The organism is Exiguobacterium sp. s35 (genome assembly GCF_018617535.1).
Classification (GTDB): Bacteria; Bacillota; Bacilli; order Exiguobacteriales; family Exiguobacteriaceae; genus Exiguobacterium; species Exiguobacterium aestuarii.
On the sequence record NZ_JACSKI010000002.1, the window covers coordinates 239,370 to 266,134 of the forward strand.

Here is a 26,765-nt window from a genome sequence, read left to right on the forward strand (position 1 = left end):
TAAGGAGGAGATTCAAATGCGAAAACGAGCACGTTCTCCAAGTTAAGTTCGTCGAAACGTTGTCCGATTAGGGTGGGTTCGTTGGTTTGAAGGGTTGATTCCTGCTTACGTAATTGAACGGCTATTTTGGGAATCACGAGGAATCACCATTCAGGAAGTCGTCTATTTAGAGATGGTGTATGCGCTCATCATCGTACTGCTAGAAGTACCGACTGGCGTATGGGCGGACCATACGGCACGGCGTCGACTCGTCCAAATCGGTGTCGGATTAGAGTGGCTGTCGTTTGTCGTCATCTTGTATTCGTTCACGTTCACCGGTTTCTTTGTCGCCATCAGTTGTTCAGCCGTCGGGTCAGTCATTCGAAGTGGGGCAGAGAATGCTTTGCTGTATGAATCGTTACAGGAAAGTCATGACGCTTCGTCATTCGAACGGGTACTTGGGAGGTTGAACGCGATTGGGATCTTGTCCGCTGTTACAGCGGCATTGAGCGGAAGTATGTTGGCTCAGTACCTTCCTTTGGACTGGAACTACAAGCTCTCCATCGTGAGTCTATTGATTGCGACCGTCTGTAGCCAATTTCTCGTCGAACCGACGCAACGAGAGATGGAAGAGCGGTTGACGTGGCGGCATTTATTCAAAGGGTTTCAATTCGTTTGGTCTAACAAATCACTTCGGCATGTCACAATCAGCTTTTTGGCGGCGGTATCCGCCTTCAACTTTATCGATGAGTTTTGGCAACTATACGCACGCGATGTGTCCGTTCCGATTTATTGGTTCGGTGTCATTTCAAGCGGATTACTCTTGATTCAGTTGCCTGGGCAACTGTTCGCAGGAACCATCGCACGTTTTGCACCATCAGAACGTTGGTTGAAACGATTCGGTTGGATGATGGGTGGTGGATTTCTTGTCATCGGACTATTCCCGAATCCAATCGGGATTGGTGTGATGGGGCTGTTGGCTCTTCTCTATGGGACGATGGAGCCACTCTATTACGGTCTGTTGCACCATCAGGTCCCTTCATCCATTCGAGCGACGACAGAATCATCCGTGTCGATGTTATGGCATCTCGGTATCCTCTTATTTGGGGTTGTCTTTATCATAGGGACGACAGGGTCACTATTTTTGGCGTTTTCAATCATTGGGGTCGTTGTTTGGATCGTTCATGCGACTCACCCGTAATCACTACAGGCATGGGCCATAAGCCATGCCTGTTTTTACGTCTTAAGACGGACGCAAGATGGTGATGAGAAGTGTATGCTTAAAACAATCAAATCGAATACATAAAAACAGCACACCCTGTAAGGGATGTGCCGTTTGAAACCAATCCATAAAAACGTTCGTACATTCTAGAAGAGGTGAAAACATGGGACAAATCGTTGTAGTATTCGGAACGTTAATCGGTCTTGGGACCGTTGGGGCCTTGCTTTACATGACCCGCCTAGCCTATGAATCATGAGAACGGATAATGATAGAAGCGCTCACGTTGGAGTAACTCCATGACGTGGGCGTTTTCTGCGTTATCGATTGCACGAAGCAACCCTTCTGTCTGAGAACGATGGGCGAATAGAGCATCTTTTTTCTGTTCACTTTCTTCCGTTACATCGACGATGACATGAGGTTGTCCAAGTTCTTCTTCTGTCCGGCGGTCGAAGGCGACACCTAAAAACGCAGGACGTGACTCTCCCATCTCTTGAAGCGCTCGTACGACGGCACGAGCAGTTGCTTCATGGTCCGGGTGAACGGCATATCCCGGATAGAACGAGATGACCGTTTCCGGCTTTACTTCGTCAATTAATGCGCGGAAGCGGCCTGCGAGCTCGGCTTCGTCCTCAAATTCGACTGTTTTATCGCGAAGTCCCCACATGCGTAAGTCTTCGATGCCCATCATGCGACAAGCTTCTTCTAGTTCATGCTTGCGAATTTTTGGTAGTTCTTCACGCGTCGTAAAGATTGGGGAACCCATGTTGCGGCCCATCTCACCGAGTGTTAAACAGACATACGTGACCGGGAGTCCTTTTTGACGGTGTTGGATGATCGTTCCGGCTGAGCTAAACGCCTCATCGTCCGGATGTGGAAAAATGACGAGTAATGGTCCATTCATTGATTCTCCACCTCCGATGCTCCTTGAGGGAGCGGTTTGATATCGATATGCAGCGCACACGCCAGTCGACCGAGTCGATCGTGACCAGCGAGTAATAACTGTTCGCCATGCACCTCGTAGTCGGTCAACCCTTCTACATAGAGCCAACCGTGATCAAGTTTTAAGCCGACACGGTAAGGTCCGTTTCCTTTGATTTGGCCGATGCTATATTCGATTTTGGCATTACGGATAAACATCCCGGCGTTATGAAAATCCGGGTCGTTATGTGTCGCATAGGCACCGTTCGTCGTCTCAACATGAACGAAAAGTGGTGTTGCGACGTGATTGTCTAAATATTGCTGAATGTGATCAGGTTGAATCGCCTTCACGTCTGTCCCTCCAATGGAAAGGATGACCCGAAACTAAGCGCCCCGGGTCATCTTTTTACGATTGTGTAGCTAATTTTTTGCGGTACCCTGTATGGTTCGTCGGTCCAACGTATTGGTTTAAACGGAATGAGTGACGAACTGCTTCTGTGATGAATTCTTTTCCAATCTCGATCGCTTCTTCGACCGTATGGCCGTTTGCGAGAGAGGCCGCAATAGCAGAAGAGAATGTGCATCCACCGCCGTGCGTGAACGCAGGCTCGATTTTTTCGCTTTCGAGTAGGCGGAATTCGTTTCCATCGTACAAGACATCAAACGCTGTATCGAAACCAAGTTTGCCACCGACTTTGACGATGACGATTTCAGCGCCGAGCTCATGGATTAAACGAGCTGCTTCTTTAATTTCGTCCATCGTCGATGGTGTTTTGTCGAGGCCAGCGAGCATACGCGCCTCGAATAAGTTTGGTGTGATGATTTTTGCGACCGGTACGAGGTGTTGACGCATCGCGACTGCGACGTTCGGGTCAAGTATCTCATCCGCGCCTTTACATGCCATGACTGGGTCAACGACTGCGTTTTCGATTCCATACTCTTTGATTTTACGAGCGGCGAGTTCGATGATCTCTGGTGTTGGAAGCATTCCCGTCTTCACCGCATCGACTCCAATCCCGGCGAGCACCGTATCGATTTGCTTCTCAATCAATGTCGTGTCGATTGGGAACACTTCGTGATTCCATGCGTTATGTGGATCTTGTGCCACGATGACAGTCAAGGCTGTCATGCCGTACACACCGAGTTCTTCCATCGTTTTCAGGTCGGCTTGAATTCCTGCGCCACCACTCGTGTCAGAACCGGCAATCGTCAATGCTTTTTTCATCGTCATAATCGTCCATCCCCTTTGTCTGTTTGGATAGTTTCACTATAACGACTTTTTCGTATTCCGACAAATGCGAGGATTAGGAGACATGTTCATAACTTTTCAGAAAAAATATGCAGGATGTTCATCATATTTGGGGAATAATAATGAATAGGGTGTAGACCACTTTATTTTTGGCTAGGAGGAAAACGCATGTTAGTGCATAGCTTATGTATCCCGAAGAAGGATGTTGTCACCATCAGTGAAAAGGCAACATTGCGGGAAGCGCTTCATACGCTTGAAGAAACAGGATATCGTTGTGTGCCTGTTTTAGACGAGACGGGAAAATTTTTCCGCGGTAACATTTATAAGATGCATATTTATCGCCATGGAATGAACGGGGAAAACATGGACGACAATGTGATGACGCTCATTAAAAACACGCAAAAATATGTTCACGAATCGGATGGTTTCTTCGAAGTATTTTTCTCGATCAAGGAATTGCCATACATTGCCGTGTTAAAAGACGAAAGCAATGAATTTTATGGGATTCTTCCTCACGGGAAGATGCTCGGGATGCTCGAAGAGGCGTGGAGTCGCGACACAGGTAGTTACGTCTTGACGATTGCCTTGAGCGAACAAGCGGGGGCACTTGAGAAAATCACGAAAGTCGTGAACAAGTATACGTCCATCGCGAGCTTGATGACGCTCGATGCGAAAAGTAAAGTGTTGCGCCGAGTACTCGTGACGCTGCCGACGGATTGCGACGAAGACAAGAAGAATAAAGTCGTTGCCAAGCTTGAACAAAAAGGCTTCCGGATCGTCGAAGTCGAGAACTTGAACAACTAAGTCAAAGCCCTTTCACGTCACGTGAAAGGGCTTTTTAGTCGAATCGTTTTTCCATGCGAATGTCGGACCAAAATTGACCGTCCCAATAAGTGAATTGTTCGATTCGTCCAATTTCTTCATAACCGAGCTTCGTATAAAGGCGGTGGGCCGCATCGTTAAAGGCGAATACGCCGAGTTCCATGCGTGGTGTCCCTTGGACTCGTAGTCTTTCTTCTAATAAACGGAGGGCCTCCGTGCCGACACCTTTCCCGCGTCCGGTTGCTTCCCCAATGACAAATCCGAGCCATGCCGTACCAGGTTCTTGATGATACAGATGGGGTGGGTCATACATGACGTTCATTTCGCCGACGAGATGGTCATCTGCGTAGATGAGAAAAATGTCATGTGTCAGGAGACGTTCCTCTAAGTCATCGAGCGTCATTTCATAATGAGCGGTCAATTCTTCTTCGGATCGACTCGGGCGAATCAAGTGTACAATCTGCGGGTCATTGTTCCAGCGATTGAATGTGTCGACGATTTCGTCGGATGCTGTTGTAAGTGGAACAAGCGAGATGTTGATAAGTCATTCTCCTTTCTCGCTTAACAACATTCGATTCGATTGATCAAACTCCTTCTCTTAGACAGGTTTCAACACGTTTAAATGACTCGGCAAAATTTCAAATGTGAATGGCACCGTTCCGCCTGTATCGCCATCTGCATTTACGGGGAGAGACTCAGGAGAGGTCACTTTCACTTGTTTCGTACAGAATGACGTGACGCTATCCGTTTCCTTTAACTTTCCTGTAAAGAGAGCAGGCGTTAATTGAAGCGCATCTTTTAAACCGAGCTCTTCAAAAATATAGACGTGCAGCAACCCGTCGTTCAGTCGCGCGTCTGGCTCGAAATTCTCAAATCCTCCGACCGAGTTCGTCAAGGCGATGACGACGAGGTACGCTTCACCATCAAATTGGCCATCCTCACTTTCAATCGCCAACTCATATGGGCTGTGTTCACGGAACGCCTTCACGCCTTCGATCAAATAAGCGAACGGTCCCCATTTTGTCTTTTCTTCCACACTCACTTCATCGACGGCCTCGGCAATGAGCCCGATCGCGATGACGTTCATAAAATAGCCATTCTCATATTTTCCGATATCCATCGGTGTCGGTTCAGCATCACGAAGTGCTTCAATCGCTTTTTTAGGATCACTCGGGACACCGAGTGCGCGGGCGAGGTCGTTGACTGTACCGAGTGGGATAATTCCGAAGTCAGGGCGATGGGGCGCCTCGGCAAGTCCAGTGACTGCTTCGTTTAACGTTCCATCTCCCCCCATCGCGATGACGGCTTTATATTGCTTTTCCGCTGCTTCTCGTGCGAAATTCGTTGCATCTTGTTCTTTCTCGGTGAAGCGGACATCGACGTGTCCATATCGTTCGCGCAACACCTCCTCGGCATGTGTCGCGTGTTGCTCCCCCAATTCTTTTCCTGAGGATGGATTGACGATTAACATGACTGTGTCCATTCCGGCATATCTCCTTTTCAGTTCGAATACTGTCCTTTATTCCCGTCTACGAAATCGGCTACTCCTAAAAAAATCCCCATGATCGTCAGCGTTTTCGGGCTGACCTTCACGGGGAATTGAGCGTTTATTGAGTTTAATAATGACGAAATGCGGACATATCTAAATGACTTGCTTCAGACTCATCAACAGCGAGCTCGATGCGCAGATGTTCATGAAACGGAGAGGCGAGGGCGCCCATGCACGCGACGGGTTCATGGTCAGGGACCGGTGATTTACGTTTCGTTTTAACGAATAAATAGTCCGATCGTTTCAACGTCAACAAGAAACGTTCCACGGCATGCGGTTCACGGGTCACGTTTGGCCAAGGTAAATGATTGAATAATAAAAAGACCGCGCCTTCTTTTTCGAGCGCATAGTCCGGTGCGATGCCTTCCCGATTCAACAAATCGATGACAGCATGCAAAAACTCCCGTTTAATCGTCAATGAAATTTCGTAATACTCACGCATACGGTCCACCCTTTCTTAAAATCACAATACTACCATTCTAAACGTTTCCGACATAGGCGACAACGAAGAAGTTCCTTGACGAAGTATTTTTCCCGGCTTATACTGCATAAGTCCTGCTATACTAGTGATATATGATGAACGAATTGAGGTGAAACCGACATGATTGAATCCCTTGAATTGAAGGCGTGGGTCGTTCTCGCACGAACGATGGATGCCATCAGCGATCGTGTGAAAGAAGATTTGCGACGCCACCAGTTAAATTCAACAGAGTTCGGTGTTTTATCAGTACTGTATAAACGAGGAGACACCCCGTTACAACAAATCGGGGACCAGATTTTGATTACAAGTGGTAGCGTGACATACGTCATCGACAAGTTGGAGAAGCGTGGACTGATTGAACGAATCGCTTGCCCGTCTGACCGTCGAGTCACATATGCCTCGTTAACGGAGGATGGAAAGGCGCTCATGGATGTCGTCTATCCACAGCACATCGAAATCTTCAAAGATATATATGGACCGTTAAGTGATGAAGAGACGGAACAATTGATTTCGTTATTGAAGCGAGTCGGTTATAACGCAGCGGGCAAATAAAGCCCGTTGCTTTTTTCGTTAATATCTTGAAGTTAAAATAATTGACGATGAGATATACAGATGATATAGTTCTAACTGTTATTGAAAAAAATTAGAGATTACCTAAATGGAGGATTACACGATGACTAAAGTATTATATGTATCGGCTAACCCGAAACCAACTGAACTTTCATACAGCAAACAAGTAGCAGAAACATTCGTATCAACACTCAAGGCTGAAAATTCAGCACTCGAAGTAGAAGCAATTGAACTCTACGATGTCGATGTGCAAGAAATCGACGGAGATGTGCTTAGCGCATGGGGCAAATTCGCATCAGGTGAAGCACTCACGGACGTAGAAGCGAAAAAAGTAGGAACGATGAGCAGCATGCTCGAGAAGTTCATGGAAGCGGACCTTTACGTATTCGCAACGCCAATGTGGAACTTCTTCTTCCCGGCACGTATGAAAATGTTCCTCGACAGCGTACTCATGGCAGGAAAAACGTTCCGTTACACGGAGCAAGGTCCTGTCGGCTTGCTTGAAAACAAACAAGCGATCCACATCCAAGGAACAGGTGGAATCTATACAGGAACAGACCTTAACTTTGCAGACGCATACCTTCGCCAAGCGCTCGCATTCGTCGGTGTTTCTGAAGTGACGACGGTAGCAGTTGAAGGTATGAACCAATACCCAGACAAAATCGAAGAAATCGTTGCAGACGCGAAAGCGAAAGCAGAAGCACTTGCGAAAGAAGTTGCAGGCGCAGTAACGGTATAATACGAAAGACGAGTCGATTGACTCGTCTTTTTGTATGCATACATTTTGGGTATGATACAGAAGGAAAGGGGAGTATGCAATGGGAGAACAGTTATCGAGTCGATTACTTGGGGATTGGACAGACATCATTCAAGATGAGATGAGTCAGCCTTATTTTCAACAGTTGAAACAATTCGTCGATCAAGCGTATGAAGAGACGATCGTTTACCCAAATCGGGAAGACATATGGAACGCATTTATTTACACAAAATTTAGTGACGTGAAATGCGTTATTTTAGGGCAAGATCCGTATCATGGACCGAACCAAGCGCATGGACTCAGTTTTTCGGTACAGGATGGGGTGCGATTCCCACCGTCGTTACGAAATATCTTTCAAGAACTTAAGGATGATATTGGCTGTGATACTCCGAAGAGCGGGAATTTAGAGAAGTGGGCGAAACAGGGAGTCCTCCTCTTGAATACAGCGCTCACGGTCGAAGCAGGGAAGGCGGGCTCACACCGTGGGAAAGGGTGGGAACAATTCACCGACTCGGTGATTGAGCGACTCGGGCGTCGTGAAGAGCCGATTGTATTCATCCTCTGGGGAAATGACGCAAAGAAAAAAATGAAGTGGATCGGAGAGCAGCATAAAGTGCTCACATCCGTTCATCCGAGCCCATTATCATCCCATCGTGGATTTTTTGGGTCAAAGCCGTTTTCTCAAGTGAATGATGCTCTAAACGAGTGGGGTCAGTCCCCGATTGATTGGTGTCTCTGACAGTCTACGAAAATTCGTAGGCTGTTTTTTGTTGACGTGTCGAAAAACCTTTGATACAGTAACTAACAAGACGTCACTTTAGTGCTTAAAAGCATATATGCATAACAGCATAACTGTATAAAAGATAAACATGTATACGTAATAGAAGCGAAGAAGGAACCGAAGTAGAGACATCTTCCCTGGCCCAGAGAGCGTGTGGTGCTGCGAACACGCCCAAAAGATGAATCGAATTACAGTTCCCGAGCTCTCATGATTGAGCGGTCCCCCGTTATCGGATTAAGCGGCTAGAGATTCTCTAGCAACCAGGGTGGTACCGCGGCTTTGTCGTCCCTATCGATTCAATCGATAGGGACTTTTTTGACTTTAAAGGAGGACTTCACATGTTGACACAATCGATTCCATCACATCTTGCCCCACATATTTCACCGCAGTTCTACAATGAGTACACACCGACGGATCACGCTGTCTGGCGCTTCGTCTTACGGTTGAACCTGCATACGTTAGAAGGGAAGGCGCATCCGTTTTACATCGAAGGATTAAAACGGACGGGAATGGGACCAGACCGATTGCCGAACGTCGAACAGATGACGGATGAAATGCGTGCGGCAGGATGGTCGACGGTCGCGGTGGATGGACTCATCCCTGGCGTTGCCTTCTTTGACTTCCAAGGGAACGGAATGTTGCCTGTCGCGACGGATATCCGGAAAGTCGAGAATATCTTATACAGCCCTGCACCTGATATCATTCATGAAGCGGCAGGCCACGCACCGATGTTGATGGACCCGACATTTTCGGCAATCGTCAAACGCTTCGGTCAATTAGGGGCGAAGGCGTTCATGAACCGGGAAGAGCATGCTTCATTCGCAGCGTTGAAACGCTTGACGATCGTGAAAGAGAATGCCAATTCAACGGAACAAGACATCGAGGCGGCAGAACGAGCGGTCCATGAAGCGAAAGCACAAGTGACCGGGTTTTCAGAGGCGCAACAAGTTGCACGCATCTTTTGGTGGACGGTTGAATTTGGATTGATTGGCGACCTCGAGCGTCCAATGATTTACGGCGCAGGTCTCTTGTCATCCGTTGGCGAGAGCCGTCACTGCTTGACCGACGCGGTCGCCAAACATCCGTTTGACTTGGAGCATGCGTTACAGACGAAGCAAGACGTGACGAATATGCAAAAAGAACTGTTCGTCATTCCGGACTTTGAGACGCTCTCTTCCGTCTTAGATGAATTAGAAGGGAGAATGGCGATTCGAAAAGGTGGGATTGAATCTGTCTCGAAAGCATTGGCTTCGGGAAGTCAATCGACGCTTCGACTCGAAGATGGCTCTGAGCGCGTCGGAATCGTTCGCCATATGACAGAGTCGAAAGAACATACGCTCATCCAATGGGATGAATGCACGATTGTAAAAAATGGTCAGTTCACGAAACGAGAACGTCACGGACTTCTCATTGTCCACGATACGGAATCCGCACTAAATCGAGACGATCTTCTCGACGGGATGACCATTCGTCAAGCATGTTCATCCGATACGATCCAAGACGTGACGGTTCAGCTAGAAGGACGGACGATTTCACTCGACTCGCTCGAAGTACGCGTTGATTCGCTTCCTTCGGTATTTCCCGGAACGACAGTGGAAGAATTGATGATCATTGAAAAGCCCGTGATCATCGAGCGAGATGAACGTGTATGGACGAATGATGACCCGATGTTCAACCGCATTCACCTCATGCGTGAACGAGGGGAGTCGATTGATGATCTCGTTCCAGACATTTTATCTGAGCATCCAGACGCGTGGTTGTTACACATCGAATGTTTGGAACTAGTGGAAGACGAAGAGCTGAAGCAGGCGTTGATTGAACGCCTTGAAGCGTTGCGTCACACATCTCCATCCCGAAATGAATTGATCGGACGTGCGTTCGAACTGTTGCGTTAACAAAAATAAGCGACGTTCCCTAAAAGAGAACGTCGCTTATTGTTTATACGGATTGATTCGTCGTTTCACGCAAGAACGTGATTAAACGGCGATACGTCGAGTTGGCCGCTGGTCGGTCCATTTCGAAGTAATAGTTATGACCAAGTTCGTGTTCGTTTTGATCATAAAACACAGTCGTCACATCTGTTCGACCTGAGAGAATTGTCGCAAATTCTTTCGCCTGATCTTCAAACGAATGATCGTTTCCGTCGGCGATGAATGTTGGCACAAACGTGGCAGGTACGTTGACGAGCGGTGAAGCTTCAGCGACGACCGGGAGCGTTTCCCAGTTGTATGTGCCGAAGTAAGCCCAGCCGATGCGTTTGAACAAGAAGCGATTCACCGATTTCGATGACTCGAGCCAAGACCGTTTCAAATCCAGTGGAGCAGATAATAAGACAGCTCCAAGGATCGATGATTTCGGTACGACTTGTCTGACCTCGGCAGAAGGCGAGTAGTCGTCATTCAACTGGATGCCAACAAACTGTGCGACGAGCTGTCCGCCATTCGAATCACCCGCGAAAAAGACGCGGTCCAAGTCGAGGCGGAATCGATCATTGTTTTCAGCAATGAACGAATATGCTTCTTCGATTTGTTGAAGTGGTGTCGGATAGGTCACATCAGGCGCAAGCGCATAGTTGATGCTGACGACGTTGTAACCGTTACTCGCAATCGATGTCGCGTACTTGAGGACGTCTGATTTGTCACCACCGACGAATGAGCCACCGTGTACCCAAAAAATCGTCGGGACCGTACGGCCGTCTCCTTCATAGCGAATCAAATCAAACGTTCCGTTGTCATAAGAGGACAAGTAGTCGATGTCTTTTCGGACAGACGTCTTTTGAACGACTTCCTCGAATCCCTTCATCTCCACCTCGTTCCCCCCTGCGAACGAAGTTTTGATTAAACGTGTTGCTGGTTTAGGTGATAGGAACACATAAGCCGCTCCCGCGACCGCTGTTCCAATCAAGCCGACTCCAGCGCGTTTCAACCCTTTATTCATCTTACTTCCTCCCTTTCTACAATCAGAAGCTTATTGCGTGACGAGTACGTCCGCCATATATGTCTCGATGACATGAGCGATGCCGTCTTCGTTGTTTGACTTCGTAATGAAGTCCGCTTTCCCTTTGACCGTCGTATTGGCGTTACCCATCGCAACACCAAGACCTGCCCATTCAATCATCGTCAAATCATTGTTTCCATCACCGCAAGCGATGACTTCTTTCTGGGCGATGCCGAGTTGATCCGCTAGGAAGGCGAGGCTCGTTCCTTTTGTGACACCGGCTTCCGTGAATTCTAGGAAGAACGGTTTTGAACGAGCGACGGCCAACTTCCCGGCCAACTCTTCTTGTAGTTTCGTTTCAATCGGAGCAAGCGTGTCACCATCGGCAAGCATCAAGCATTTGACGACAGGTGCTGTCACAGCGTCTTTAAAGTTGTCGACATGGATGACAGGCATACCTGTCAATTCACCTTCGATATCGGTATATGGGTTCGGACGATCGGTTACGATTTCGTTACCGACGTACGTATGAATCGCGATTCCTTCCCGTTCACTGATATCATGGAGATGGGCGACTGTGTCTGGTTGGAGCGTGCTCGAGAAAATCTCCTCATTCGTTTCGCAATTGATGACCGAGGCACCGTTGAACGATAAAATGAAGCTACCGTACTTCGCAAGTTCCAATTCACGGGCTGCATCCCACATCGCAAACGTCGGACGGCCACTCGCAAGTACGACTTTATAGCCGCGCTCTTGCGCATCGAGAAGTGCTTCTTTTGTTTTAGGGGAAATCGTATGGTCGCTCGTGAGGAGCGTATCATCCATATCCAATACAATCATTTTGTAACTCATAGTAGTAGGGGGTCCTCCTTCAGAATCTAATGACTCCATCCTAAACCTTTTTAAGGTCAATTGACAACCTTGTCGCAAAAACGTAACTATAATGTAGAGAAGTGAACTCTAGAAGAGGTGTAAATATGAATCGAATTTTAGTAGCTGAGGACGAGCATGCGATTCGCAGCTTCATTATTGTCAATTTAAAACGAGCCGGATTCGATGTGTTTGAAGCGACGAATGGACGAGAGGCGGTCACCGCATTTGACCGTGAACCGTTCGACGTTGTCTTATTAGATGTCATGATGCCAGAGATGGACGGGTTTGAGGCGTGTGCAGCCATTCGAGACATCGATGAGAACGTCGGAATCATCATGTTGACGGCACGAACGCTCGAAGAAGATAAAATCGAAGGACTCGGAAAAGGGGCGGACGATTATATCGCCAAGCCGTTCAGTCCAGGCGAGCTAGTGGCACGTATTCAAGCGTTGCTGCGTCGCGTCGAAAAAGTGAAACGAAAAGACTCGAAACGGTTGAAGTCAGGACCGTTCGCAATCGACCTTGCGGCGAAGCAAGTGACGAAGTACGGTCAATCGATCGATTTGACGCCGACGGAGTATGACTTGATTTGTCATCTCGTCCAAAATGAAGAGATCGTCTTGTCGCGTGATGCATTACTCGATGCGGTATGGGGCGTCAATTACTTCGGTGACCGTAAGACAGTCGACGTCAACATCCGTCGGTTGCGTCAAAAAATCGAGGATGACCCGAGTCACCCGATCTATATTGAAACGTTGTGGGGTCACGGATATAAATGGCGGAGACATGAAGCATGAAACAACAGTTAGTCATTCGCATGATGATTGTCGTGACGATTGTCTTACTTCTACTCGTCAGTGTCTTGTCTTACGGGACATATCGATACTATTACGAGTATGAGTCGGAAGCGTTACTGAGTCATGCGACCACGAGTGCATATCTATATCCTCAAGCCCAGGTCGGGTTTGAGACGCCGAGCGCCTTCTCCGTCCTTGTCCGGACATTCGGATATCCCGGAACGGATTTAACGATTGTCGACCAGAGTGGTTCCATCGTCAAGACGACGGGGCAACGGACAAGGCAGGCATCTTTTTCACAAGAACAATTAGAAAAACTTTCACGAGGAGAGTCGGTCGTACAGGACTATGACATTGGTGAGGAGCATTACTTATCGGTGACCAGTCCGATTATGACGAACGATACGTCAGAGTTTGCGATTAGCTTTACACGCCCGCTCGAAGACTTAGATACGCTCATCCGTGAAATTTGGATGACCGTTGTCATGATTGGTGTTCTGATCTGGTTACTTGCACTCTATACCGTCATTCGAATCGCTGATCGTTTCGTCCGTCCGATTCGTCAAATCATCGAAACGGCGGATGAGATGGCTCAAGGTGATTTCGACGTTGCCGTTGAATCGAATGAAAAACATGAGCTTGGGGCATTGGCTCGAACACTCACGTATTTAGGTGCTAAAGTGCAACAGCATCAGTCGACACGTAACGAGTTTCTCTCGAGCGTCTCTCATGAACTGCGGACACCGCTCACATCGATTAAAGGGTGGACGGAGACGATTCGTGGCGGCGATGAGAAGCTATCTGAAGAAACGGAGCTTGGTTTAAGCATCATTCATTCAGAAACAGAGCGCATGATTGGTCTCGTAGAGCAGCTTCTCGACTATACGAAAATCGAAGAGAGTCGATTGGTATTGTATCGTCAGGAACTTGATTTAGTCTCACTGTTACGAAAGGTGACATTGCAGTTAAAACAGTCGCTTGAAGATAAAGACATCACGCTCATTGAGCGTTATCCTCAAAAGTCGGTCGGATTGTTTGATGAGAATCGGTTGAAGCAAGTGTTCTTGAACATCCTCGAGAACGCGATTCGCTTCTCGCCAGACGGTGGAACGTTGACAATCCGTTTCGTTCAATCGGAACGTGTTGCTTTCATCTCGATTATCGATGAAGGTCCTGGTATCTCACGAGAGCACTTGCAGCGTATTACGGAGATGTTCTATCAGGCCCACGTGACGGAAGGAAGTAGCGGTCTTGGACTCGCCATCTCAAAAGAGTTGATTGAGGCACATGAAGGAAAACTGGTCATCGAAAGTGAGGTCGGACATGGGACGACCGTGACCGTGTTATTGCCACTCGACCCGAGTGAACTACATTAATAGGGTTAAACCTCCCGAATTCAGGCTACATATAGATGTATGTAGAATGAGGGAGGTTTTTTACTATGGCCAATCAGTCATTGAAGCCGTTAAAAGGAAGTCCAAACGCCGTCTCGACGCAAACCTCGATTGAAGAATTGCGCATGTCTCCACTCCCATATGCGGGTAGTCGCGGTCAATCGATTGAAGCGATCAAGATGGCAATGAACCAATTGCCGCGAGCTGAACTGATTAAAGAAACGGATGAGGGCCTTCATTATGTGGTGACCTCGAAAGTGATGCGTTTTAAAGATGATGTGAATTTTCTATTTGATGATTCCACTCAACAAGTCGAATTTCGGTCTGCGTCTCGTGTCGGCTATTCAGACTTTGGCGTGAACCGGAAACGGATGGAAGATGTGAGTGAACGATACCGGAGGTTGATTCGATGAAGGACTATCAGTTGATTGTCATTGGTGGCGGTGCCGCTGGAATGACAGTGGCGGCAGGAGCAGCGAACTTAGGCGCGAAAGTCGCGCTTGTTGAAAAGAACAAACATTTAGGTGGCGACTGTCTACATGTCGGATGCGTCCCGTCGAAAGCATTGATTGCCGCCTCGAAAGAAGCGAACGCGATGATGCGCGCAGCGCGTGTTCTCGGAACAGAATTCAATGGAGGCGAGCATTATCAAATGTCAAAAGCACGAGTCGACAAGGCGCGCGCCATTATCCAAGACCATGATGGGACAGAACGTTTTGAAAAGATTGGGGTCGACGTTTACATCGGAGAGGCTTCTTTCCAAAGCCCGACTGAATTGAAAGTCGGGGACGATTTATTGATCGGGAAGAAGTTTGTCATCTCAACTGGCTCAAAACCGACAGTCCCTCCAATCGACGGATTGGATCAAGTCCCATACTTAACGAACGAGACGGTTTTTGAAGAAGAGACGCTTCCGGAAAGCCTCATCGTCATCGGTGCCGGGACAGTCGGTCTCGAGCTAGCACAATCGTTTGTCCGACTCGGCTCGCAAGTTACCGTACTCGAGGCACAGGATGCGTTCTTACCAAAAGAAGATGAGGACGTCTCAACTTACCTAAAATCTCAACTTGAGATGGCGATGCGCTTAAAAATCGGCGTGAAGGTCAATCGAGTCGATGAAGTCGATGGCCGTATTCGTGTCACGACAGAGGTGAATGGCGAGACGGTCGAGTACGAGGCAGATAAACTGCTCATGGCGACAGGGCGTGTGCCACGCATCGACGCGCTCCGTCTCGATCGTGCAAATGTTCAAGTGACGAAAGGGTACATCGATGTCTCGTCTTCGTATCGGACGTCACAACCACATATCTTTGCGATTGGCGATACAATCAAGACGCTACCGTTCACACACGCAGCAGGTGAAGAAGGGAAAGCAGTTGTCGCGAACGCGTTGTTTGGACTATGGAACAAGGTAGACTACAGTAAGCTTCCTTGGATCACGTTCACAGATCCTGAAGTGTTCCACGTTGGGATGACCGAGAAAGAAGCGCGTGAGCGTTACGGGGATGACATCGAGACGTATGAAGCGAAACTGTCAGAAGTGGACCGTTTCATCGCCGAACGCCAAGAGGCCGGCTTTGTCAAAGTCATCACGAAGAAAAATGGCAAGATTATCGGGGCACATGCGGTCGGTGAATCGGCCGGTGACTGGATGCAAATCGTCGTCTATGCGATGCAACGGGGCGATAAGATTGGGAAGTTGTCACGAATGATTTATCCTTACCCATCGCGCAGTGAAGCGGTGAAGAAAGTGACGGATCTCTACTGGCGGAAACGCTTGTTCGAAAGCCCACTTACAGAACTGGCAAGACGCTATTTCAAATTGATGCAATAACACAAATCACCCACTCATTTGAGTGGGTGATTTTAGTTCGGTAATGTGATCGTCTCAATCATCTTCGGTTCGCCTTCTGATAAGTCGACGAGCGGTTTAATCAACACTTCGACGCGTCGGTTTTTCGAGCGACCTTCTTCGGTATCATTCGTGGCGATCGGTTTAAATTCCCCGTAGCTTGCAAGTGTAAACTGAGCCGGATTCAGTGCGTCATTCGTTAATAAACCACGCATGAATGCGGTCGCACGTGCTGAACTGAGTTCCCAGTTCGATGGGAAACGCGCCGTGTTGATTGGAATGTTGTCGGTATGACCAGAGACGACGATTTCTCGCTTCCCAGCCTTCTCTAAGATTTGACTGATGTTTTGAGCGACATTTCGAGCATCCGCATCCAGTGTCGCTTCTCCTAGGTTGAAAAGGGCACGATCTTGAATTGTTAAGACGAGACCGCTCGAGTTGATTGTCGCTTTAATTTGACTCTCTAACCCATTCTTCTTAATGTACTGATTCACATCTTCCTTCAACTCATCAAGCTGAGCAAGCTCGTAGGTGCGTGGGTTGGCAGTCGTATTGGTTTTATCCGTCCGACTGATGTCGCTGTTGGAGGCAGTCGAAGCTTGGAAGACACTGACGCCTCCAGAAAACACCTGGTTGAAAGAGCGAGACATTTTCTCGAGCTTCGTTTGGTCGATGTTACTCGATGCGAACAGTACGATGAAGAGCGCGAGCAAGAGTGTCAACAAGTCGGCATAAGGAATGAGCCAACCTTCTGGAATGTGTTCTTCATGATCATGCTTCTTTTTGCGTTTCATAGTCAGCTCGCTCCTTTGGAGACAAATACACAGACAGCTTATCTTCTAACGTTTTTGGAGATTCACCGCTTTGAATCGATAAAATCCCTTCAATCATCATTTCTTTGATGATGACTTCGCTCTTCGAATATTGCTTCAGTTTATTCGCAAACGGGAACCAAAGCACGTATCCGGTGAAAATCCCGAAAAGTGTCGCGACGAAGGCAGCCGAAATGGCGTGTCCGAGTTTCTCGATATCTGACAAATCTTTAAGGGCAGCGATCAATCCGATAACGGCTCCGAGTACCCCGAGCGTCGGGGCATATGTCCCGGCCTGGGTGAAGATGTCGGCATTCGCTTTATGGCGCTGTTCCATGTTTTCGATATCACGTGACATCACTTCCGCAATGTATTCAGAAGGTTGACCGTCGATGACCATCATCATGCCTTGGCGTAAAAATGGTTCTTCGACTTGTTCAAGTGCCGTTTCTAGGGATAAGAGTCCCTCTTTCCGAGCTTGCGTCGACAAGTCGACAAATTGTGTGAGCAATCCGGATTTACTTGGGAGTTCTTGTTTTTTGAACAAGATTTTAAATAACTTCGGTACGTTTTGAAGCTGTTCTTTCGATACGGCGATACTGACCGCAGCAGCTGTACCGACGAAAATGATAACGATTGCGGCAGGGTTGATCAGCGGTGCAATACCCGCTCCTTTTAATAACATTCCACCAACGAGGGTGAGGAACCCGAGTATGAGCCCGACTAACGTGACGACATCCATGTCTTTGTTTTCCACCTTTCCGAAATAAATCAGGACAAAAAAAGCGAGAGACGCTACTCGTCTCCCGCAACATGCGTTCCCGATGATTAAGCGCCGTTTTCATCAATCAGCATTTGGATGCTGATGTTTCGTTCTTCACGCTCTATATCGGTTAATACGTCGTATTTTTTTAACAATGCGTACAATTGATTCACGACTTCTTGCTCAAGTGACCAATTGAGTAACTCTTCTAGCTGAAAATAAAGGTGAGCGGGCATACATTGTGATTGGCGCTCCAACCTTCGCGAGACATCCTCTATCGAATGATCTACCGTACTAGGGTCCACGGTTTCATTCAACCTCCTCAACATTCTTAAAGTCTATCTCCCATAATACCAAAAAAATGAGGAAAGCGTTAGAGATACATTTTTTGTTGGCATTTAGAAAAGCGAGGAGTAACATGAGGCTTAGAATAACAGATGTGAAGGGGATGTCGTAATGCGACATAGACTGTCAGCGCGTGAAATGCGCTTGAAGCGAATCGAGGTACTTTATCGAGTCGTGTTTGAAAAACCTGCTCGCTTTATCGCGGGAGGATTTTTACTTGCGATTTTTATCGGGGCAACACTCTTATATATGCCATTTGCACAAGAAGAGCCAGTTTCTTGGATTGATTGTTTGTTCATCGCGACTTCTGCAGGAACAGTGACCGGATTGTCGACAGTCGACATCGGCTCGTCGTTCAACCTGTTTGGGGAATTGGTGATTGTCGCCCTTATTCAAATCGGGGGTCTTGGGTTCATGACGATTGCGTTGATGCTCCTGAGTGTATTAGGTAAGAAAATTGGATTAAAACAACGGATTCTCTTGCAAGAATCGCTGAACTTAGCCGGGCCAGGCGGTACGGTTCGTCTCGTTCGAAATATCGTCTTCACGACGGTCATCGTACAATTTATCGGGATGCTGTTTTTGACGTTCGAACTGTATAGTACGGAGAGTTACTCGTTCGGTGCGGCGCTTTATTACGGCTTCTTCCATGCTGTCTCTGCCTTTAACAATGCGGGCTTCGCGCTGTTCCCGGACAGTCTCATGTCGTTTGAACAAAACACGGCGATTGTCGTGACGATTGCCCTCATGATTATGATTGGGGGTCTCGGGTTCACGACCATCGCCGACGCGACAGAGGTAAGAGGATGGAAACGTCTCGCCCTTCATTCGAAAATCATGATTTTGTCCCTTTTGGTGATCAATGGAATAGCGTGGTTCGTGCTTATGATGTTTGAGTGGGTATCGAGCGAAGGCGCGCTGTATGGACGGTCCATCGGTGAAGCGTTACATGTGACGTTTTTCCAAGCCGTGACGACAAGAACGGCTGGTTTCAATACGATTGATATCTCGATGATGGCGCCTGCCTCAATCGGCTTAATTTTGATTTTGATGTATATTGGGGCCGGTGCAGCTTCGACAGGGTCGGGGATTAAAGTGACGACGCTTGCGGTCATCTTCGCGGATATGTGGGCGTTCATTGCAGGTAAAAAAGAAACGGTCATCATGGAGCGGACGATTGATGCGTTTCAAATTAAAAAGGCATACGTCGTTGCCATCTCAAGTTTCTTCTTTATACTCATCATTACGACACTCGTCATTTTGACGAACGGTCATATTCCAGCGAGCGCCATTTTGTTTGAGACGGTGTCGGCGTTCGGGACGGTAGGCTTATCATTGGGCATTACCGCTGATTTGAATGCTGCCGGTAAAGGGTTCATCATGTTTATGATGCTTCTTGGTCGTGTCGGATCCTTGACGATTCTCTTTACGGTCGCGCGACAAGCTGACCGGAAGATTCGATATCCGAAAGAAAAGATTTTGATTGGATAATCAGAAAAGCCCTGAGCGCATCAGGGCTTTTTGTGTGTCATGAAATAACGGGCAATCTCCGGGAGATAATCTTGTAAATCTGGACAGACGATTCCGGTCCCATCGAGCGCACGAATTGTTTGCGTCGTATCAAAATGGACGGGATGTTTGAAGTAGTCCAGCAGTTCATGAGGAACATCGAGTTGTGCGGCATTCTTCCAGCTCGTGAATGCGACGTCCGCAACAGCGTGAGGAACCGTTCCTCGAGGTGGGCGTTGGAACATCGTCTCATGTAGCATGCGATACACTTCACGCGCACCGTGTGGGAACGGGTCCGTCAAATGGAACGTTCGCTTCATTCCGGCTGGTGAGTGCGCTAAGAAAGCGGTCGCTTCCACCACGTAATCATAAGGGACGAGATTCACTTCGACGTTCGCTCGTCCGATATAAGGCAGCGGTCGCATCTGTTTCAATTGCTCCATTAACTTCAATACGAAATAGACACCGTCAAATTTTTTCGTTTCTCCTGTTCGACTATGACCAATCACAATGCCAGGACGAATGATGGTAATCGGCATCGCACCCATCTCACGCGAGACGAGAGCTTCTGCTTCATATTTTGTCGCTTCATAATGATTTTTAAACCGAGCCCGATGCCATAGTTCGTTCTCGTACACGGTTCCTTGCCGACGACCGGCGATATAGGCTGTACTGAAGTATACATAGCGCTTCAATTGTTTTGAGCGTTTGGCGAACGCGGTCACATGTTTCGTACCGAGGATATTGATTCGATATCCGGTGTCATACGGAATGCTCAAGTCATATGCTGCGGCCAGATGAAAGACGTAGTGCACGTCGCGCTCGATGACAGACCGCATAATCGGATCGAGAATCACTTCAGGCAACGTGATATCCGCCTCTACTAAAACGAGTTGACGAGGCTCGAGGGACGTCGTGGACAGTAAGGCGTCCCTTAAGTCTTCTGCTTCGCGTTGTTGACTCGGAAGATGCAATGCATAAATCGTCCCGATTTGATGAGGTAACGACGCGAGATGCTCGATTAATTTTCCAGCTAAAAATCCAGGGAAACCGGTAAATGCATAATCGTTCATGACATCTCCTCCGCTAATTCTAGTGTGAATGTAAAAGTCGATCCTTTTCCGACAGTCGATTCCACTTCAATGCTACCGCCGTGTGATTCGATGATTTCTTTGCAGATGGACAACCCGAGACCGGTTCCGCCAATTTTACGCGTATCCGAGTTGTCGACCCGATAAAACTTCGTAAATAGTTTCTCAAAGGCGTGTTCCGGAATACCGATTCCAAAATCACGAATGGAGACGTGGGCCTGATTGTGGTCGTGCCGGACCCGTACCTCAATCTCTTGTTCGTTCGGAGAGTACTTGATGGCATTTGAAATTAAATTGACGAGTACTTGTTCAATTCGGTCTCGGTCAGCAATCAAGAGTAAATCTTCATCAGCGTTATCGAAGTGAATGGCATGATCATTCGTTTCACGGAAGCGTTCAACCACCTCTAAGACGAGTTCATTCAACGAGAAATGATCTTGCTTGTATTCCTGATGACCATCTTCCATGCGTTGAATATCTAAAAAGTCGTTAAGTAATGCTGTTAGCCGTGACGCTTCTCGCGACATCGTCTTCAAGAAACGTTCCCGCTTATCGGGAGTCAAATCGCGAGCGAGCATCAACTCGATGTAACCAGATAATGAAGAAAGGGGTGTCCTCAGTTCATGCGAGACTGTGCTCACTAATTCATTTTTAATCTGGTCCATGCGTTCTTCCTCTGTCCGATTGCGGAATACGAATAAGAAACCGCTGTCCATTCCGATTTGTCGTTTCGTATCCATCGTTGTGCCGTACATCTCATAATATTCCTCATCCCGGTCGTTCGGCTGAGGGATGGAGAAACGCATCGACACTTCCCGGGCCGTCCCGTCGAGAAGTTGGTCCATCTTTTTCAACATCTCGCTCCGGTCGCGTGGACGGAACGTGGAGAGGAGGGGAATACGCTCTTGTATTTTATTTGGAGCGATTCCAGGTAAATCCATGAGGCGTCGCGCATGGACGTTCATGAACAAGACACTCCCGTTCGACTCGGTCAAGACGAATGCTTCGTTCGACGCTTGTAAAATCGATTGAATGATGTCTCGTTGGCGGGCAATCGCATTTTTCTCTCGTTCGAGCATACGCTCTACTTTTTTGCGATCGCTAATGTCGCGCATGACGGCTACCCGTAACGTTTGGCCTTGATACGTCACTTCTTTCGGGTAAACCTCCATCTCAAGAAACGTGCCGTCTGCTCGTCGGCCAATCACTTCGTATGGTGTTTGGATATGATTCCGAATCCGTCGCAATACATCCGCACGATACCCTTCAGCGATAAATTCGACCGTTTGACGACCGACCATTTGTTCAGCAGGAATTTTAAAGATAGATTCCGCCGCTTTGTTCGCATCGAGAATCATACCGTCTTCGTGAAACAGGACGGCCTCGATGACGGATTCGGCAAACATGCGATAGCGTTGCTCCTTATAACGAAGTTCTCGTTTCAATTGAATCTCAGGACTCACATCGAACACGAAGAAAAAGAAGCCGATGAGTTGCTCTTGTTCATATACCGGATGCATGAAGAGTTTTCCAATAAAATGTGTCCGGTCCTTACATTGGAACTTCCATTCACGGTCTCCTTTGTCGAGCGCAAGGCGTAACATTTGCTCGAATGACAGCAACCGTTCCGTTTCATCTTGATAAGCAGAGCGCTTTTCGCTCAGCTCTCTCGACTCGAACAAAGCGAACGGTGTCATTTCATATAGCACTTCATGGGGCGCATATCCGAACAGTTCGGTCGCTCCCTGATTAAATCGTGTGATTAACATATTCGCATCGGTCATAATCATCGCCATGTCGAGTTCAGTATGCATCATCGCTTCAAACGCATTATGTTGAATCGTCACGCGCGTATCGAGAGGGAGTGGTTCGATGGATAGGATGTAATGGTCTTCCCAAGGAATGGCATGTACACGCATCGTCGGCAATTCATACATCCAAGGAAGTCCTTGCTCCATTCGGCGAGATAATTCCATCGTAATCGGAGACTGGTTGACCATATGAAAAAGGTTCGTACGAGTCTGCAGATTCTCTGGGAAATTTTCTAAGAATGGGCGGTTTGCCTGAACGATTGTTCCATCTTTTTGTATTAAAGCAACCCCGTAAGGTAATGCATGTAATAACTCACTGTGGAGATTGGTGGGTTTCTCCATGAACGATCATCCCTCCTTCGTTGGTGTCAGACGAGCATATCTTCTATAACATTCGACAGATCCCCCTTTCATTTCCTGCCCTCAAAACGGTAAAGTGGGAGAGAGGAGTTGGAAAGGAAAGATGGGGATGATTGGATTACTTCTAAGTATGATCGGTGCCATTGGTTTATGGTGGTTCGGGGCACCGCTTTGGAGCAGTATCTTGCTACTCCTGTTTGGGATTGCGTGGTTCATTTGGAGAGCACGGCTGTCGACCATCGACCGAATCGACCGGATGGATGGGCGGGAATTCGAACTGTTCTTAGAAGATGTGTTCACGGCGCTCGGTTACACGGTCACCGTGACCCCGGCATCGCGTGATTTTGGGGCCGACTTGTTACTTGAGACCCCGGACGGATGGTTGATTGCGGTACAAGCGAAACGTTATGAAAGGGTAGTCGGTCTTGAGGCGGTTCAACAAATCGCAGCTGCGGTTCCTTATTATCAGGTTCACGAAGGATGGGTCGTGACGAACTCGACGTTCACGGACAGTGCGTACGAATTGGCGGCACCAAATCAAGTTCGTCTGATTGCAAGATTAGAGCTTGAAGAACTCTTAAAAGAAGCGGGATATAAGCGTTAAGAATAGGCATGTTCACAAGTTCGACAGAATCCAAAATGATGTCGAAAAAAAGGGCTTGTCTTTTTCTTTAATCGATGCAATAATCATCTTCGTCATATGAAATATGTAGTAGTTGAAACGAGCTCAAAACTACAGAGAGAAACGATTGGGGTTTCAAGAAATGCCCGACCGTACACATACAAACAATCACGGTTGGAACGTGCTAGGAGGAAAAAGCGGTGCGCAAATTAATTTATGTAAAAGGTTGCGTCTTTACGCAAGGCGAGGCGACCATTTATGATGAGACAAATGATGCGATCGGATCTGTTCACCGCGACGCGGAAGGCAGTGTCCAAGTGCACAATTTGTCTGGACGACAGATCGCTCACGGGAAGTATATCCCGAACTGCCAAAAATGGGTCGTGATGAACCATGACGGACAGGCGATTGGTCAATTGAAAGACAAGTTCTCGTTATTCGGGAAAAAGTGTGAGTACAACGTCTATGAACGCGGACTCTTCACGATTCAATACGATGTGGAACGTCATAAGTTCAGCGTCCGTGACAAAGCAGGTAAGCTTGTTGCGGAGCTACGGAAACAAGAGGACGACACGTTCTGCTTAACGAAAGAAGCAGATCAGCTATCGATGTTCGAACTCCTTTCTGTCTTAAAAACGTTAACGGTTAAATCGCGGATGCCGCTCGCAGCATCTGTCTCATAACGATGACGAGCACCGGTCTATGACCGGTGCTTTTTGATGCAACGAAAAAACCGTTTCATCAAATGAAACGGTTTAAGTAGTGCTTGGCCTCGAGCTCGAGTGTCGTCACACGGTGTGCATATAGACAGAGCTTTAAGACATGGATGATATTCGGGTGCGTGTACTTCGTCTTTTCGAGGGAACGTTTGGCACGCGTATCGAGTAAGTCGATTGGACTCGTCGACTTGGCATACTCCGCATACAAACGATAAAAATCAATCGGGGTGATAAAGTCGTCTTCGTCCCGGTCAGGGTTGTTGAAGATGAGTGCCAACAAGGAACTCGTCTCTTCAAGTGAAAAAAGGTGTTTCAAGTCATCAAGGAGATAGATGATTGCCGCTTGATGCAAGGAATACTTTTTACCGATTCGTGGGACACCGATGATTTTACGGACTTCACGCTTCGTCCAGTTTTGAATCGTCGTCGCCGAGAGATGTTCTCCGGTCAATGCGTTCGCAAGGGCGACGATTTGATTGATGGACAAGCCGTTCTTTTCAATATGAAACAAGTGGATTTTTCGAAGCTCTTTTGGAAAATGTTCACGCACGTCTTCAGGGAAGAGGGCGATGGCTCGCTCGATTTCTCCGACCTGCATGAAATGAAGGCAATCTGCCAAAGTTTGAATTGAAGTTGCGTCGCGCATACGGCCACCCTTTCTATGACCAACATCGTACGTTGGCTATACAGTCATTTGACCTCATTCTACCAAATGTTTGAAAAGTAAGCTAGGATGGGCACTGATTAAGGTATAATGACGATATCATACATATCCTATATATAGAGGTGGTCAAGCAATGAATGAATGGATTAGTTCGATTCTTTCCATCGTAATCGTCCTTGCGTTCCTCGTCGGTCTTGAACAAGTCGGGAAGCGTCTTGGGTGGACAGATGAAACGATTCGAAAGAGTGTACATATCGCAGTCGGACATTGGTCGCTGTTAGCGGTCTGGTTAATGGATTCATGGTACGTCGCGGCAGTCCCGCTCGTCTTCTTCACGTTTGCGAACGCGGTCTTATTGTATAAAAGCCCCTCACCGGTCCATCAGACGGAGCGAAAGTCTTTTGGGACGGTCTATTATCCGATTGCCTTACTCATCATTTTATACTTCTTCTTTGAATCAGAGCCGCTTGCATTTTTAGCGGGCTCACTCGTTCTCGCATGGGGTGACGGGATGGCCGCATTGATCGGGCGGAAGTACGGAACAGTCATCTATGATTTGTACGGTCAAAAGCGTTCCTTCCAAGGGAGCGTCGCCATGTTCTTAAGTTCGTATGTAGTCTTATTTTTATTGTTTTTGTGGAATGATGTCGTCATGTGGCAAGTGGTAACATATGGATTTATCATTTCTATCATCGCTACACTGACTGAAGCGATTTCATACCGAGATTGGGATAACTTTACAATTCCGATTATCGTTGCCGTAGCGACATCGCTATTGTTATAAACTAATCGTGACATTGTAAGAAAAACGTTGCTTGTCACGTCCGACAATCATTTGTATACTGTGTTTCGTACTGAAACCATTCAGTGACGTGCTCGGTACCAAAAGTCGTGACCGAGACACTGATTAATAAATAGAACGTAAAGGATTGAGTGAACGCATGAGCTTTTTACAGCAACTCCAAAGTATTATTCCGGCCGAGCGCGTCCTCCAAGACGAGCCGTTGTCGGCACACACGTATACAAAACTAGGCGGAAAAGCCGATTACTTCGTAGCCCCACATACGTACGAAGAGGTACAAGCCGTCTTAGAACTAGCCCATCAGGAAGCGATGCCGTTCATGATTCTCGGGTTCGGTTCAAACTTGATTGTTCGCGACGGGGGAATTCGCGGAGTCGTTTTAAACTTGAATGAGCTGAATACGATTCGTCGTGAGGGTAACCAAATCGTGGCACAGGCTGGAGCAGCGATTATTGATGTATCGCGTCAAGCACTTGCGGAAGGCTTATCTGGCCTCGAGTTCGCTTGTGGCATCCCTGGAACGGTCGGTGGTGCCGTTTATATGAACGCGGGTGCCTATGGTGGAGAAACGAAAGACGTGATTACGTCTGCGACGGTATTGACGTCAGAGGGACAAGTCCTTCATTTGTCAAAAGACGAATTAGAACTCGACTACCGAACGAGCCGTGTATCAAAAGAAGGATTCATCGTTTTAGAGGCGACGTTCGAACTCGAACCGAAAAACTATGAATTGATCAAAGAAGTGATGGACGATTTGACGTACAAACGTGAATCGAAGCAACCGCTCGAATATCCTTCATGCGGCAGTGTCTTCAAACGTCCGCCAGGCTACTTTGCCGGTAAGTTGATCCAAGACTCTGGTCTTCAGGGCACACGAATCGGGGGAGCGGAAGTATCGCTCAAGCACGCCGGATTTATCGTCAACATTGCGGAGGCGACGGCGACAGAGTATATTTCACTCATCCGTCACGTCCAAGCGACCGTTAAAGAGAAGTTCGAAGTGGAATTGGAACCTGAAGTGAAAATCATCGGGGAAGATATCGCTGTCGAGAACGCATAATCATGAGAAGGGACTGGACGATGTTG

Annotated in this window: 29 protein-coding genes and 1 other annotated feature; of the genes, 15 read left to right on the forward strand and 14 right to left on the reverse strand. The window is 47.6% G+C overall.

Annotated elements, in window-relative coordinates; genetic code table 11:
• Positions 1 to 94: 94 nt before the first annotated feature.
• The gene (locus tag KNO75_RS11625; RefSeq protein WP_251126174.1) at positions 95 to 1,180 is read left to right on the forward strand and encodes an MFS transporter; all 1,086 of its coding nucleotides are present in this window, start codon (positions 95 to 97) and stop codon (positions 1,178 to 1,180) included.
• Positions 1,181 to 1,451: 271 nt separating this feature from the next.
• Here KNO75_RS11625 and bshB2 read toward each other — a convergent pair whose 3' ends face one another.
• Genes bshB2 through pdxK form a run of 3 tightly spaced genes read right to left on the reverse strand, consistent with a single transcriptional unit; the run spans position 1,452 to position 3,350 of the window.
• Positions 1,452 to 2,102, reverse strand: a complete 651-nt coding sequence (bshB2, locus tag KNO75_RS11630) for a bacillithiol biosynthesis deacetylase BshB2 (RefSeq protein WP_214790319.1) — start codon at positions 2,100 to 2,102, stop codon at positions 1,452 to 1,454.
• Complete coding sequence (locus tag KNO75_RS11635; protein WP_214695888.1) at positions 2,099 to 2,470, reverse strand: YojF family protein; 372 nt, start codon at positions 2,468 to 2,470, stop codon at positions 2,099 to 2,101. Before KNO75_RS11635 ends, bshB2 begins: the two co-directional genes overlap by 4 nt.
• Positions 2,471 to 2,525: 55 nt before the next feature.
• Complete coding sequence (pdxK, locus tag KNO75_RS11640; RefSeq protein WP_214790321.1) at positions 2,526 to 3,350, reverse strand: pyridoxine/pyridoxal/pyridoxamine kinase; 825 nt, start codon at positions 3,348 to 3,350, stop codon at positions 2,526 to 2,528.
• Between the two features lie 186 nt (positions 3,351 to 3,536).
• On the opposite strand from pdxK, the gene cbpA reads away from it, so the two are divergent.
• On the forward strand, positions 3,537 to 4,172 hold the full coding sequence (gene cbpA / locus KNO75_RS11645) for a cyclic di-AMP binding protein CbpA (protein ID WP_214790323.1): 636 nt from the start codon (positions 3,537 to 3,539) through the stop codon (positions 4,170 to 4,172).
• A gap of 34 nt (positions 4,173 to 4,206) precedes the next feature.
• Here cbpA and KNO75_RS11650 read toward each other — a convergent pair whose 3' ends face one another.
• From KNO75_RS11650 to KNO75_RS11660, 3 genes are all read right to left on the reverse strand, one after another.
• Positions 4,207 to 4,731 carry a GNAT family N-acetyltransferase gene (locus KNO75_RS11650; protein ID WP_214822017.1) on the reverse strand — a complete coding sequence of 175 codons (525 nt, stop codon included), beginning with the start codon at positions 4,729 to 4,731 and terminating at the stop codon, positions 4,207 to 4,209.
• A gap of 57 nt (positions 4,732 to 4,788) precedes the next feature.
• Entirely contained in the window at positions 4,789 to 5,673 is an 885-nt protein-coding gene (locus tag KNO75_RS11655) for a diacylglycerol/lipid kinase family protein (RefSeq protein ID WP_214821827.1), read from the reverse strand.
• 133 nt (positions 5,674 to 5,806) lie between these two features.
• Positions 5,807 to 6,181, reverse strand: a complete 375-nt coding sequence (locus KNO75_RS11660; protein WP_214790329.1) for a hypothetical protein — start codon at positions 6,179 to 6,181, stop codon at positions 5,807 to 5,809.
• Between the two features lie 159 nt (positions 6,182 to 6,340).
• On the opposite strand from KNO75_RS11660, the gene KNO75_RS11665 reads away from it, so the two are divergent.
• From KNO75_RS11665 to KNO75_RS11680, 4 genes are all read left to right on the forward strand, one after another.
• The gene (locus KNO75_RS11665) at positions 6,341 to 6,772 is read left to right on the forward strand and encodes a MarR family winged helix-turn-helix transcriptional regulator (RefSeq protein ID WP_214746962.1); all 432 of its coding nucleotides are present in this window, start codon (positions 6,341 to 6,343) and stop codon (positions 6,770 to 6,772) included.
• A 121-nt stretch (positions 6,773 to 6,893) separates the two neighbouring features.
• Positions 6,894 to 7,529 (forward strand): FMN-dependent NADH-azoreductase, encoded by a 636-nt coding sequence (locus tag KNO75_RS11670; protein WP_214790331.1) that lies wholly within the window; start codon positions 6,894 to 6,896, stop codon positions 7,527 to 7,529.
• 79 nt (positions 7,530 to 7,608) lie between these two features.
• Positions 7,609 to 8,286 (forward strand): uracil-DNA glycosylase, encoded by a 678-nt coding sequence (locus KNO75_RS11675; protein ID WP_214790333.1) that lies wholly within the window; start codon positions 7,609 to 7,611, stop codon positions 8,284 to 8,286.
• Positions 8,287 to 8,427: 141 nt separating this feature from the next.
• Positions 8,428 to 8,621: a binding site (T-box leader), on the forward strand.
• A gap of 45 nt (positions 8,622 to 8,666) precedes the next feature.
• On the forward strand, positions 8,667 to 10,223 hold the full coding sequence (locus tag KNO75_RS11680) for an aromatic amino acid hydroxylase (protein ID WP_214821825.1): 1,557 nt from the start codon (positions 8,667 to 8,669) through the stop codon (positions 10,221 to 10,223).
• A 43-nt stretch (positions 10,224 to 10,266) separates the two neighbouring features.
• Here the strand turns inward: KNO75_RS11680 and KNO75_RS11685 are convergent, their stop codons facing one another.
• Positions 10,267 to 11,265 carry an alpha/beta hydrolase gene (locus KNO75_RS11685; RefSeq protein ID WP_214796095.1) on the reverse strand — a complete coding sequence of 333 codons (999 nt, stop codon included), beginning with the start codon at positions 11,263 to 11,265 and terminating at the stop codon, positions 10,267 to 10,269.
• A 30-nt stretch (positions 11,266 to 11,295) separates the two neighbouring features.
• A complete protein-coding gene (locus KNO75_RS11690) occupies positions 11,296 to 12,117 on the reverse strand; it encodes a Cof-type HAD-IIB family hydrolase (RefSeq protein ID WP_214796097.1) in 822 nt (273 codons plus the stop codon).
• A 125-nt stretch (positions 12,118 to 12,242) separates the two neighbouring features.
• Here KNO75_RS11690 and KNO75_RS11695 point away from each other — a divergent pair, with 125 nt between their 5' ends.
• The 4 genes from KNO75_RS11695 to KNO75_RS11710 all read left to right on the forward strand — a co-directional run bounded on the left by KNO75_RS11695 (position 12,243) and on the right by KNO75_RS11710 (position 16,163).
• Positions 12,243 to 12,935 carry a response regulator transcription factor gene (locus KNO75_RS11695; RefSeq protein WP_026824524.1) on the forward strand — a complete coding sequence of 231 codons (693 nt, stop codon included), beginning with the start codon at positions 12,243 to 12,245 and terminating at the stop codon, positions 12,933 to 12,935.
• Entirely contained in the window at positions 12,932 to 14,311 is a 1,380-nt protein-coding gene (locus tag KNO75_RS11700; protein WP_214821823.1) for a sensor histidine kinase, read from the forward strand. The genes KNO75_RS11695 and KNO75_RS11700 overlap by 4 nt, the downstream gene beginning before the upstream one ends.
• Positions 14,312 to 14,376: 65 nt before the next feature.
• A complete protein-coding gene (locus tag KNO75_RS11705) occupies positions 14,377 to 14,742 on the forward strand; it encodes a DUF1499 domain-containing protein (RefSeq protein WP_214695922.1) in 366 nt (121 codons plus the stop codon).
• Positions 14,739 to 16,163, forward strand: a complete 1,425-nt coding sequence (locus KNO75_RS11710; RefSeq protein WP_214821821.1) for a dihydrolipoyl dehydrogenase family protein — start codon at positions 14,739 to 14,741, stop codon at positions 16,161 to 16,163. The genes KNO75_RS11705 and KNO75_RS11710 overlap by 4 nt, the downstream gene beginning before the upstream one ends.
• Before the next feature lie 32 nt (positions 16,164 to 16,195).
• Here KNO75_RS11710 and KNO75_RS11715 read toward each other — a convergent pair whose 3' ends face one another.
• The 3 genes from KNO75_RS11715 to KNO75_RS11725 all read right to left on the reverse strand — a co-directional run bounded on the left by KNO75_RS11715 (position 16,196) and on the right by KNO75_RS11725 (position 18,013).
• Positions 16,196 to 16,975 (reverse strand): flagellar motor protein MotB, encoded by a 780-nt coding sequence (locus KNO75_RS11715; RefSeq protein WP_074034256.1) that lies wholly within the window; start codon positions 16,973 to 16,975, stop codon positions 16,196 to 16,198.
• Complete coding sequence (gene motA, locus KNO75_RS11720; RefSeq protein WP_214790347.1) at positions 16,953 to 17,735, reverse strand: flagellar motor stator protein MotA; 783 nt, start codon at positions 17,733 to 17,735, stop codon at positions 16,953 to 16,955. The genes KNO75_RS11715 and motA overlap by 23 nt, the downstream gene beginning before the upstream one ends.
• Before the next feature lie 86 nt (positions 17,736 to 17,821).
• Positions 17,822 to 18,013, reverse strand: coding sequence for a hypothetical protein (locus tag KNO75_RS11725; RefSeq protein WP_224862903.1), 192 nt, complete (start codon positions 18,011 to 18,013; stop codon positions 17,822 to 17,824).
• Positions 18,014 to 18,212: 199 nt separating this feature from the next.
• Between KNO75_RS11725 and KNO75_RS11730 the strand changes: the two genes are divergently transcribed.
• The gene (locus KNO75_RS11730) at positions 18,213 to 19,592 is read left to right on the forward strand and encodes a TrkH family potassium uptake protein (protein ID WP_214790349.1); all 1,380 of its coding nucleotides are present in this window, start codon (positions 18,213 to 18,215) and stop codon (positions 19,590 to 19,592) included.
• Positions 19,593 to 19,612: 20 nt separating this feature from the next.
• Here the strand turns inward: KNO75_RS11730 and KNO75_RS11735 are convergent, their stop codons facing one another.
• Both KNO75_RS11735 and KNO75_RS11740 read right to left on the reverse strand, forming a co-directional pair.
• Positions 19,613 to 20,683 carry an SDR family oxidoreductase gene (locus KNO75_RS11735; RefSeq protein ID WP_214796104.1) on the reverse strand — a complete coding sequence of 357 codons (1,071 nt, stop codon included), beginning with the start codon at positions 20,681 to 20,683 and terminating at the stop codon, positions 19,613 to 19,615.
• Positions 20,680 to 22,854, reverse strand: a complete 2,175-nt coding sequence (locus KNO75_RS11740) for a PAS domain-containing sensor histidine kinase (RefSeq protein ID WP_214796106.1) — start codon at positions 22,852 to 22,854, stop codon at positions 20,680 to 20,682. Before KNO75_RS11740 ends, KNO75_RS11735 begins: the two co-directional genes overlap by 4 nt.
• A 127-nt stretch (positions 22,855 to 22,981) precedes the next feature.
• Here KNO75_RS11740 and KNO75_RS11745 point away from each other — a divergent pair, with 127 nt between their 5' ends.
• Together KNO75_RS11745 and KNO75_RS11750 are read left to right on the forward strand one after the other, a co-directional pair.
• A complete protein-coding gene (locus tag KNO75_RS11745) occupies positions 22,982 to 23,476 on the forward strand; it encodes a restriction endonuclease (protein ID WP_214821819.1) in 495 nt (164 codons plus the stop codon).
• Between the two features lie 218 nt (positions 23,477 to 23,694).
• Positions 23,695 to 24,177, forward strand: a complete 483-nt coding sequence (locus tag KNO75_RS11750; protein ID WP_015880506.1) for an LURP-one-related family protein — start codon at positions 23,695 to 23,697, stop codon at positions 24,175 to 24,177.
• Positions 24,178 to 24,235: 58 nt separating this feature from the next.
• Here the strand turns inward: KNO75_RS11750 and KNO75_RS11755 are convergent, their stop codons facing one another.
• Positions 24,236 to 24,859: a DUF1836 domain-containing protein gene (locus tag KNO75_RS11755; protein WP_214747004.1), complete on the reverse strand. Its 624-nt coding sequence runs from the start codon at positions 24,857 to 24,859 to the stop codon at positions 24,236 to 24,238.
• A 151-nt stretch (positions 24,860 to 25,010) separates the two neighbouring features.
• Here KNO75_RS11755 and KNO75_RS11760 point away from each other — a divergent pair, with 151 nt between their 5' ends.
• Entirely contained in the window at positions 25,011 to 25,661 is a 651-nt protein-coding gene (locus KNO75_RS11760) for a diacylglycerol/polyprenol kinase family protein (protein ID WP_214796110.1), read from the forward strand.
• A gap of 157 nt (positions 25,662 to 25,818) precedes the next feature.
• A complete protein-coding gene (gene murB, locus KNO75_RS11765; RefSeq protein ID WP_214822016.1) occupies positions 25,819 to 26,739 on the forward strand; it encodes a UDP-N-acetylmuramate dehydrogenase in 921 nt (306 codons plus the stop codon).
• Positions 26,740 to 26,765: the final 26 nt, after the last annotated feature.

What these genes read in the sequence shown, in the direction of transcription:
- KNO75_RS11660 (WP_214790329.1), bottom strand. Translation starts at nt 6,181, where the DNA reads ATGCGTGAGTATTACGAAATTTCATTGACGATTAAACGGGAGTTTTTG.
- KNO75_RS11655 (WP_214821827.1), bottom strand. Translation starts at nt 5,673, where the DNA reads ATGGACACAGTCATGTTAATCGTCAATCCATCCTCAGGAAAAGAATTG.
- KNO75_RS11710 (WP_214821821.1), top strand. Translation starts at nt 14,739, where the DNA reads ATGAAGGACTATCAGTTGATTGTCATTGGTGGCGGTGCCGCTGGAATG.
- KNO75_RS11740 (WP_214796106.1), bottom strand. Translation starts at nt 22,854, where the DNA reads ATGGAGAAACCCACCAATCTCCACAGTGAGTTATTACATGCATTACCT.
- cbpA (WP_214790323.1), top strand. Translation starts at nt 3,537, where the DNA reads ATGTTAGTGCATAGCTTATGTATCCCGAAGAAGGATGTTGTCACCATC.
- KNO75_RS11715 (WP_074034256.1), bottom strand. Translation starts at nt 16,975, where the DNA reads ATGAAACGCAAAAAGAAGCATGATCATGAAGAACACATTCCAGAAGGT.
- KNO75_RS11665 (WP_214746962.1), top strand. Translation starts at nt 6,341, where the DNA reads ATGATTGAATCCCTTGAATTGAAGGCGTGGGTCGTTCTCGCACGAACG.
- KNO75_RS11705 (WP_214695922.1), top strand. Translation starts at nt 14,377, where the DNA reads ATGGCCAATCAGTCATTGAAGCCGTTAAAAGGAAGTCCAAACGCCGTC.
- KNO75_RS11690 (WP_214796097.1), bottom strand. Translation starts at nt 12,117, where the DNA reads ATGAGTTACAAAATGATTGTATTGGATATGGATGATACGCTCCTCACG.
- KNO75_RS11700 (WP_214821823.1), top strand. Translation starts at nt 12,932, where the DNA reads ATGAAACAACAGTTAGTCATTCGCATGATGATTGTCGTGACGATTGTC.
- KNO75_RS11675 (WP_214790333.1), top strand. Translation starts at nt 7,609, where the DNA reads ATGGGAGAACAGTTATCGAGTCGATTACTTGGGGATTGGACAGACATC.
- motA (WP_214790347.1), bottom strand. Translation starts at nt 17,735, where the DNA reads ATGGATGTCGTCACGTTAGTCGGGCTCATACTCGGGTTCCTCACCCTC.
- bshB2 (WP_214790319.1), bottom strand. Translation starts at nt 2,102, where the DNA reads ATGAATGGACCATTACTCGTCATTTTTCCACATCCGGACGATGAGGCG.
- murB (WP_214822016.1), top strand. Translation starts at nt 25,819, where the DNA reads ATGAGCTTTTTACAGCAACTCCAAAGTATTATTCCGGCCGAGCGCGTC.
- KNO75_RS11760 (WP_214796110.1), top strand. Translation starts at nt 25,011, where the DNA reads ATGAATGAATGGATTAGTTCGATTCTTTCCATCGTAATCGTCCTTGCG.
- KNO75_RS11695 (WP_026824524.1), top strand. Translation starts at nt 12,243, where the DNA reads ATGAATCGAATTTTAGTAGCTGAGGACGAGCATGCGATTCGCAGCTTC.
- KNO75_RS11670 (WP_214790331.1), top strand. Translation starts at nt 6,894, where the DNA reads ATGACTAAAGTATTATATGTATCGGCTAACCCGAAACCAACTGAACTT.
- KNO75_RS11735 (WP_214796104.1), bottom strand. Translation starts at nt 20,683, where the DNA reads ATGAACGATTATGCATTTACCGGTTTCCCTGGATTTTTAGCTGGAAAA.
- KNO75_RS11755 (WP_214747004.1), bottom strand. Translation starts at nt 24,859, where the DNA reads ATGCGCGACGCAACTTCAATTCAAACTTTGGCAGATTGCCTTCATTTC.
- KNO75_RS11680 (WP_214821825.1), top strand. Translation starts at nt 8,667, where the DNA reads ATGTTGACACAATCGATTCCATCACATCTTGCCCCACATATTTCACCG.
- KNO75_RS11685 (WP_214796095.1), bottom strand. Translation starts at nt 11,265, where the DNA reads ATGAATAAAGGGTTGAAACGCGCTGGAGTCGGCTTGATTGGAACAGCG.
- KNO75_RS11730 (WP_214790349.1), top strand. Translation starts at nt 18,213, where the DNA reads ATGCGACATAGACTGTCAGCGCGTGAAATGCGCTTGAAGCGAATCGAG.
- pdxK (WP_214790321.1), bottom strand. Translation starts at nt 3,350, where the DNA reads ATGACGATGAAAAAAGCATTGACGATTGCCGGTTCTGACACGAGTGGT.
- KNO75_RS11745 (WP_214821819.1), top strand. Translation starts at nt 22,982, where the DNA reads ATGATTGGATTACTTCTAAGTATGATCGGTGCCATTGGTTTATGGTGG.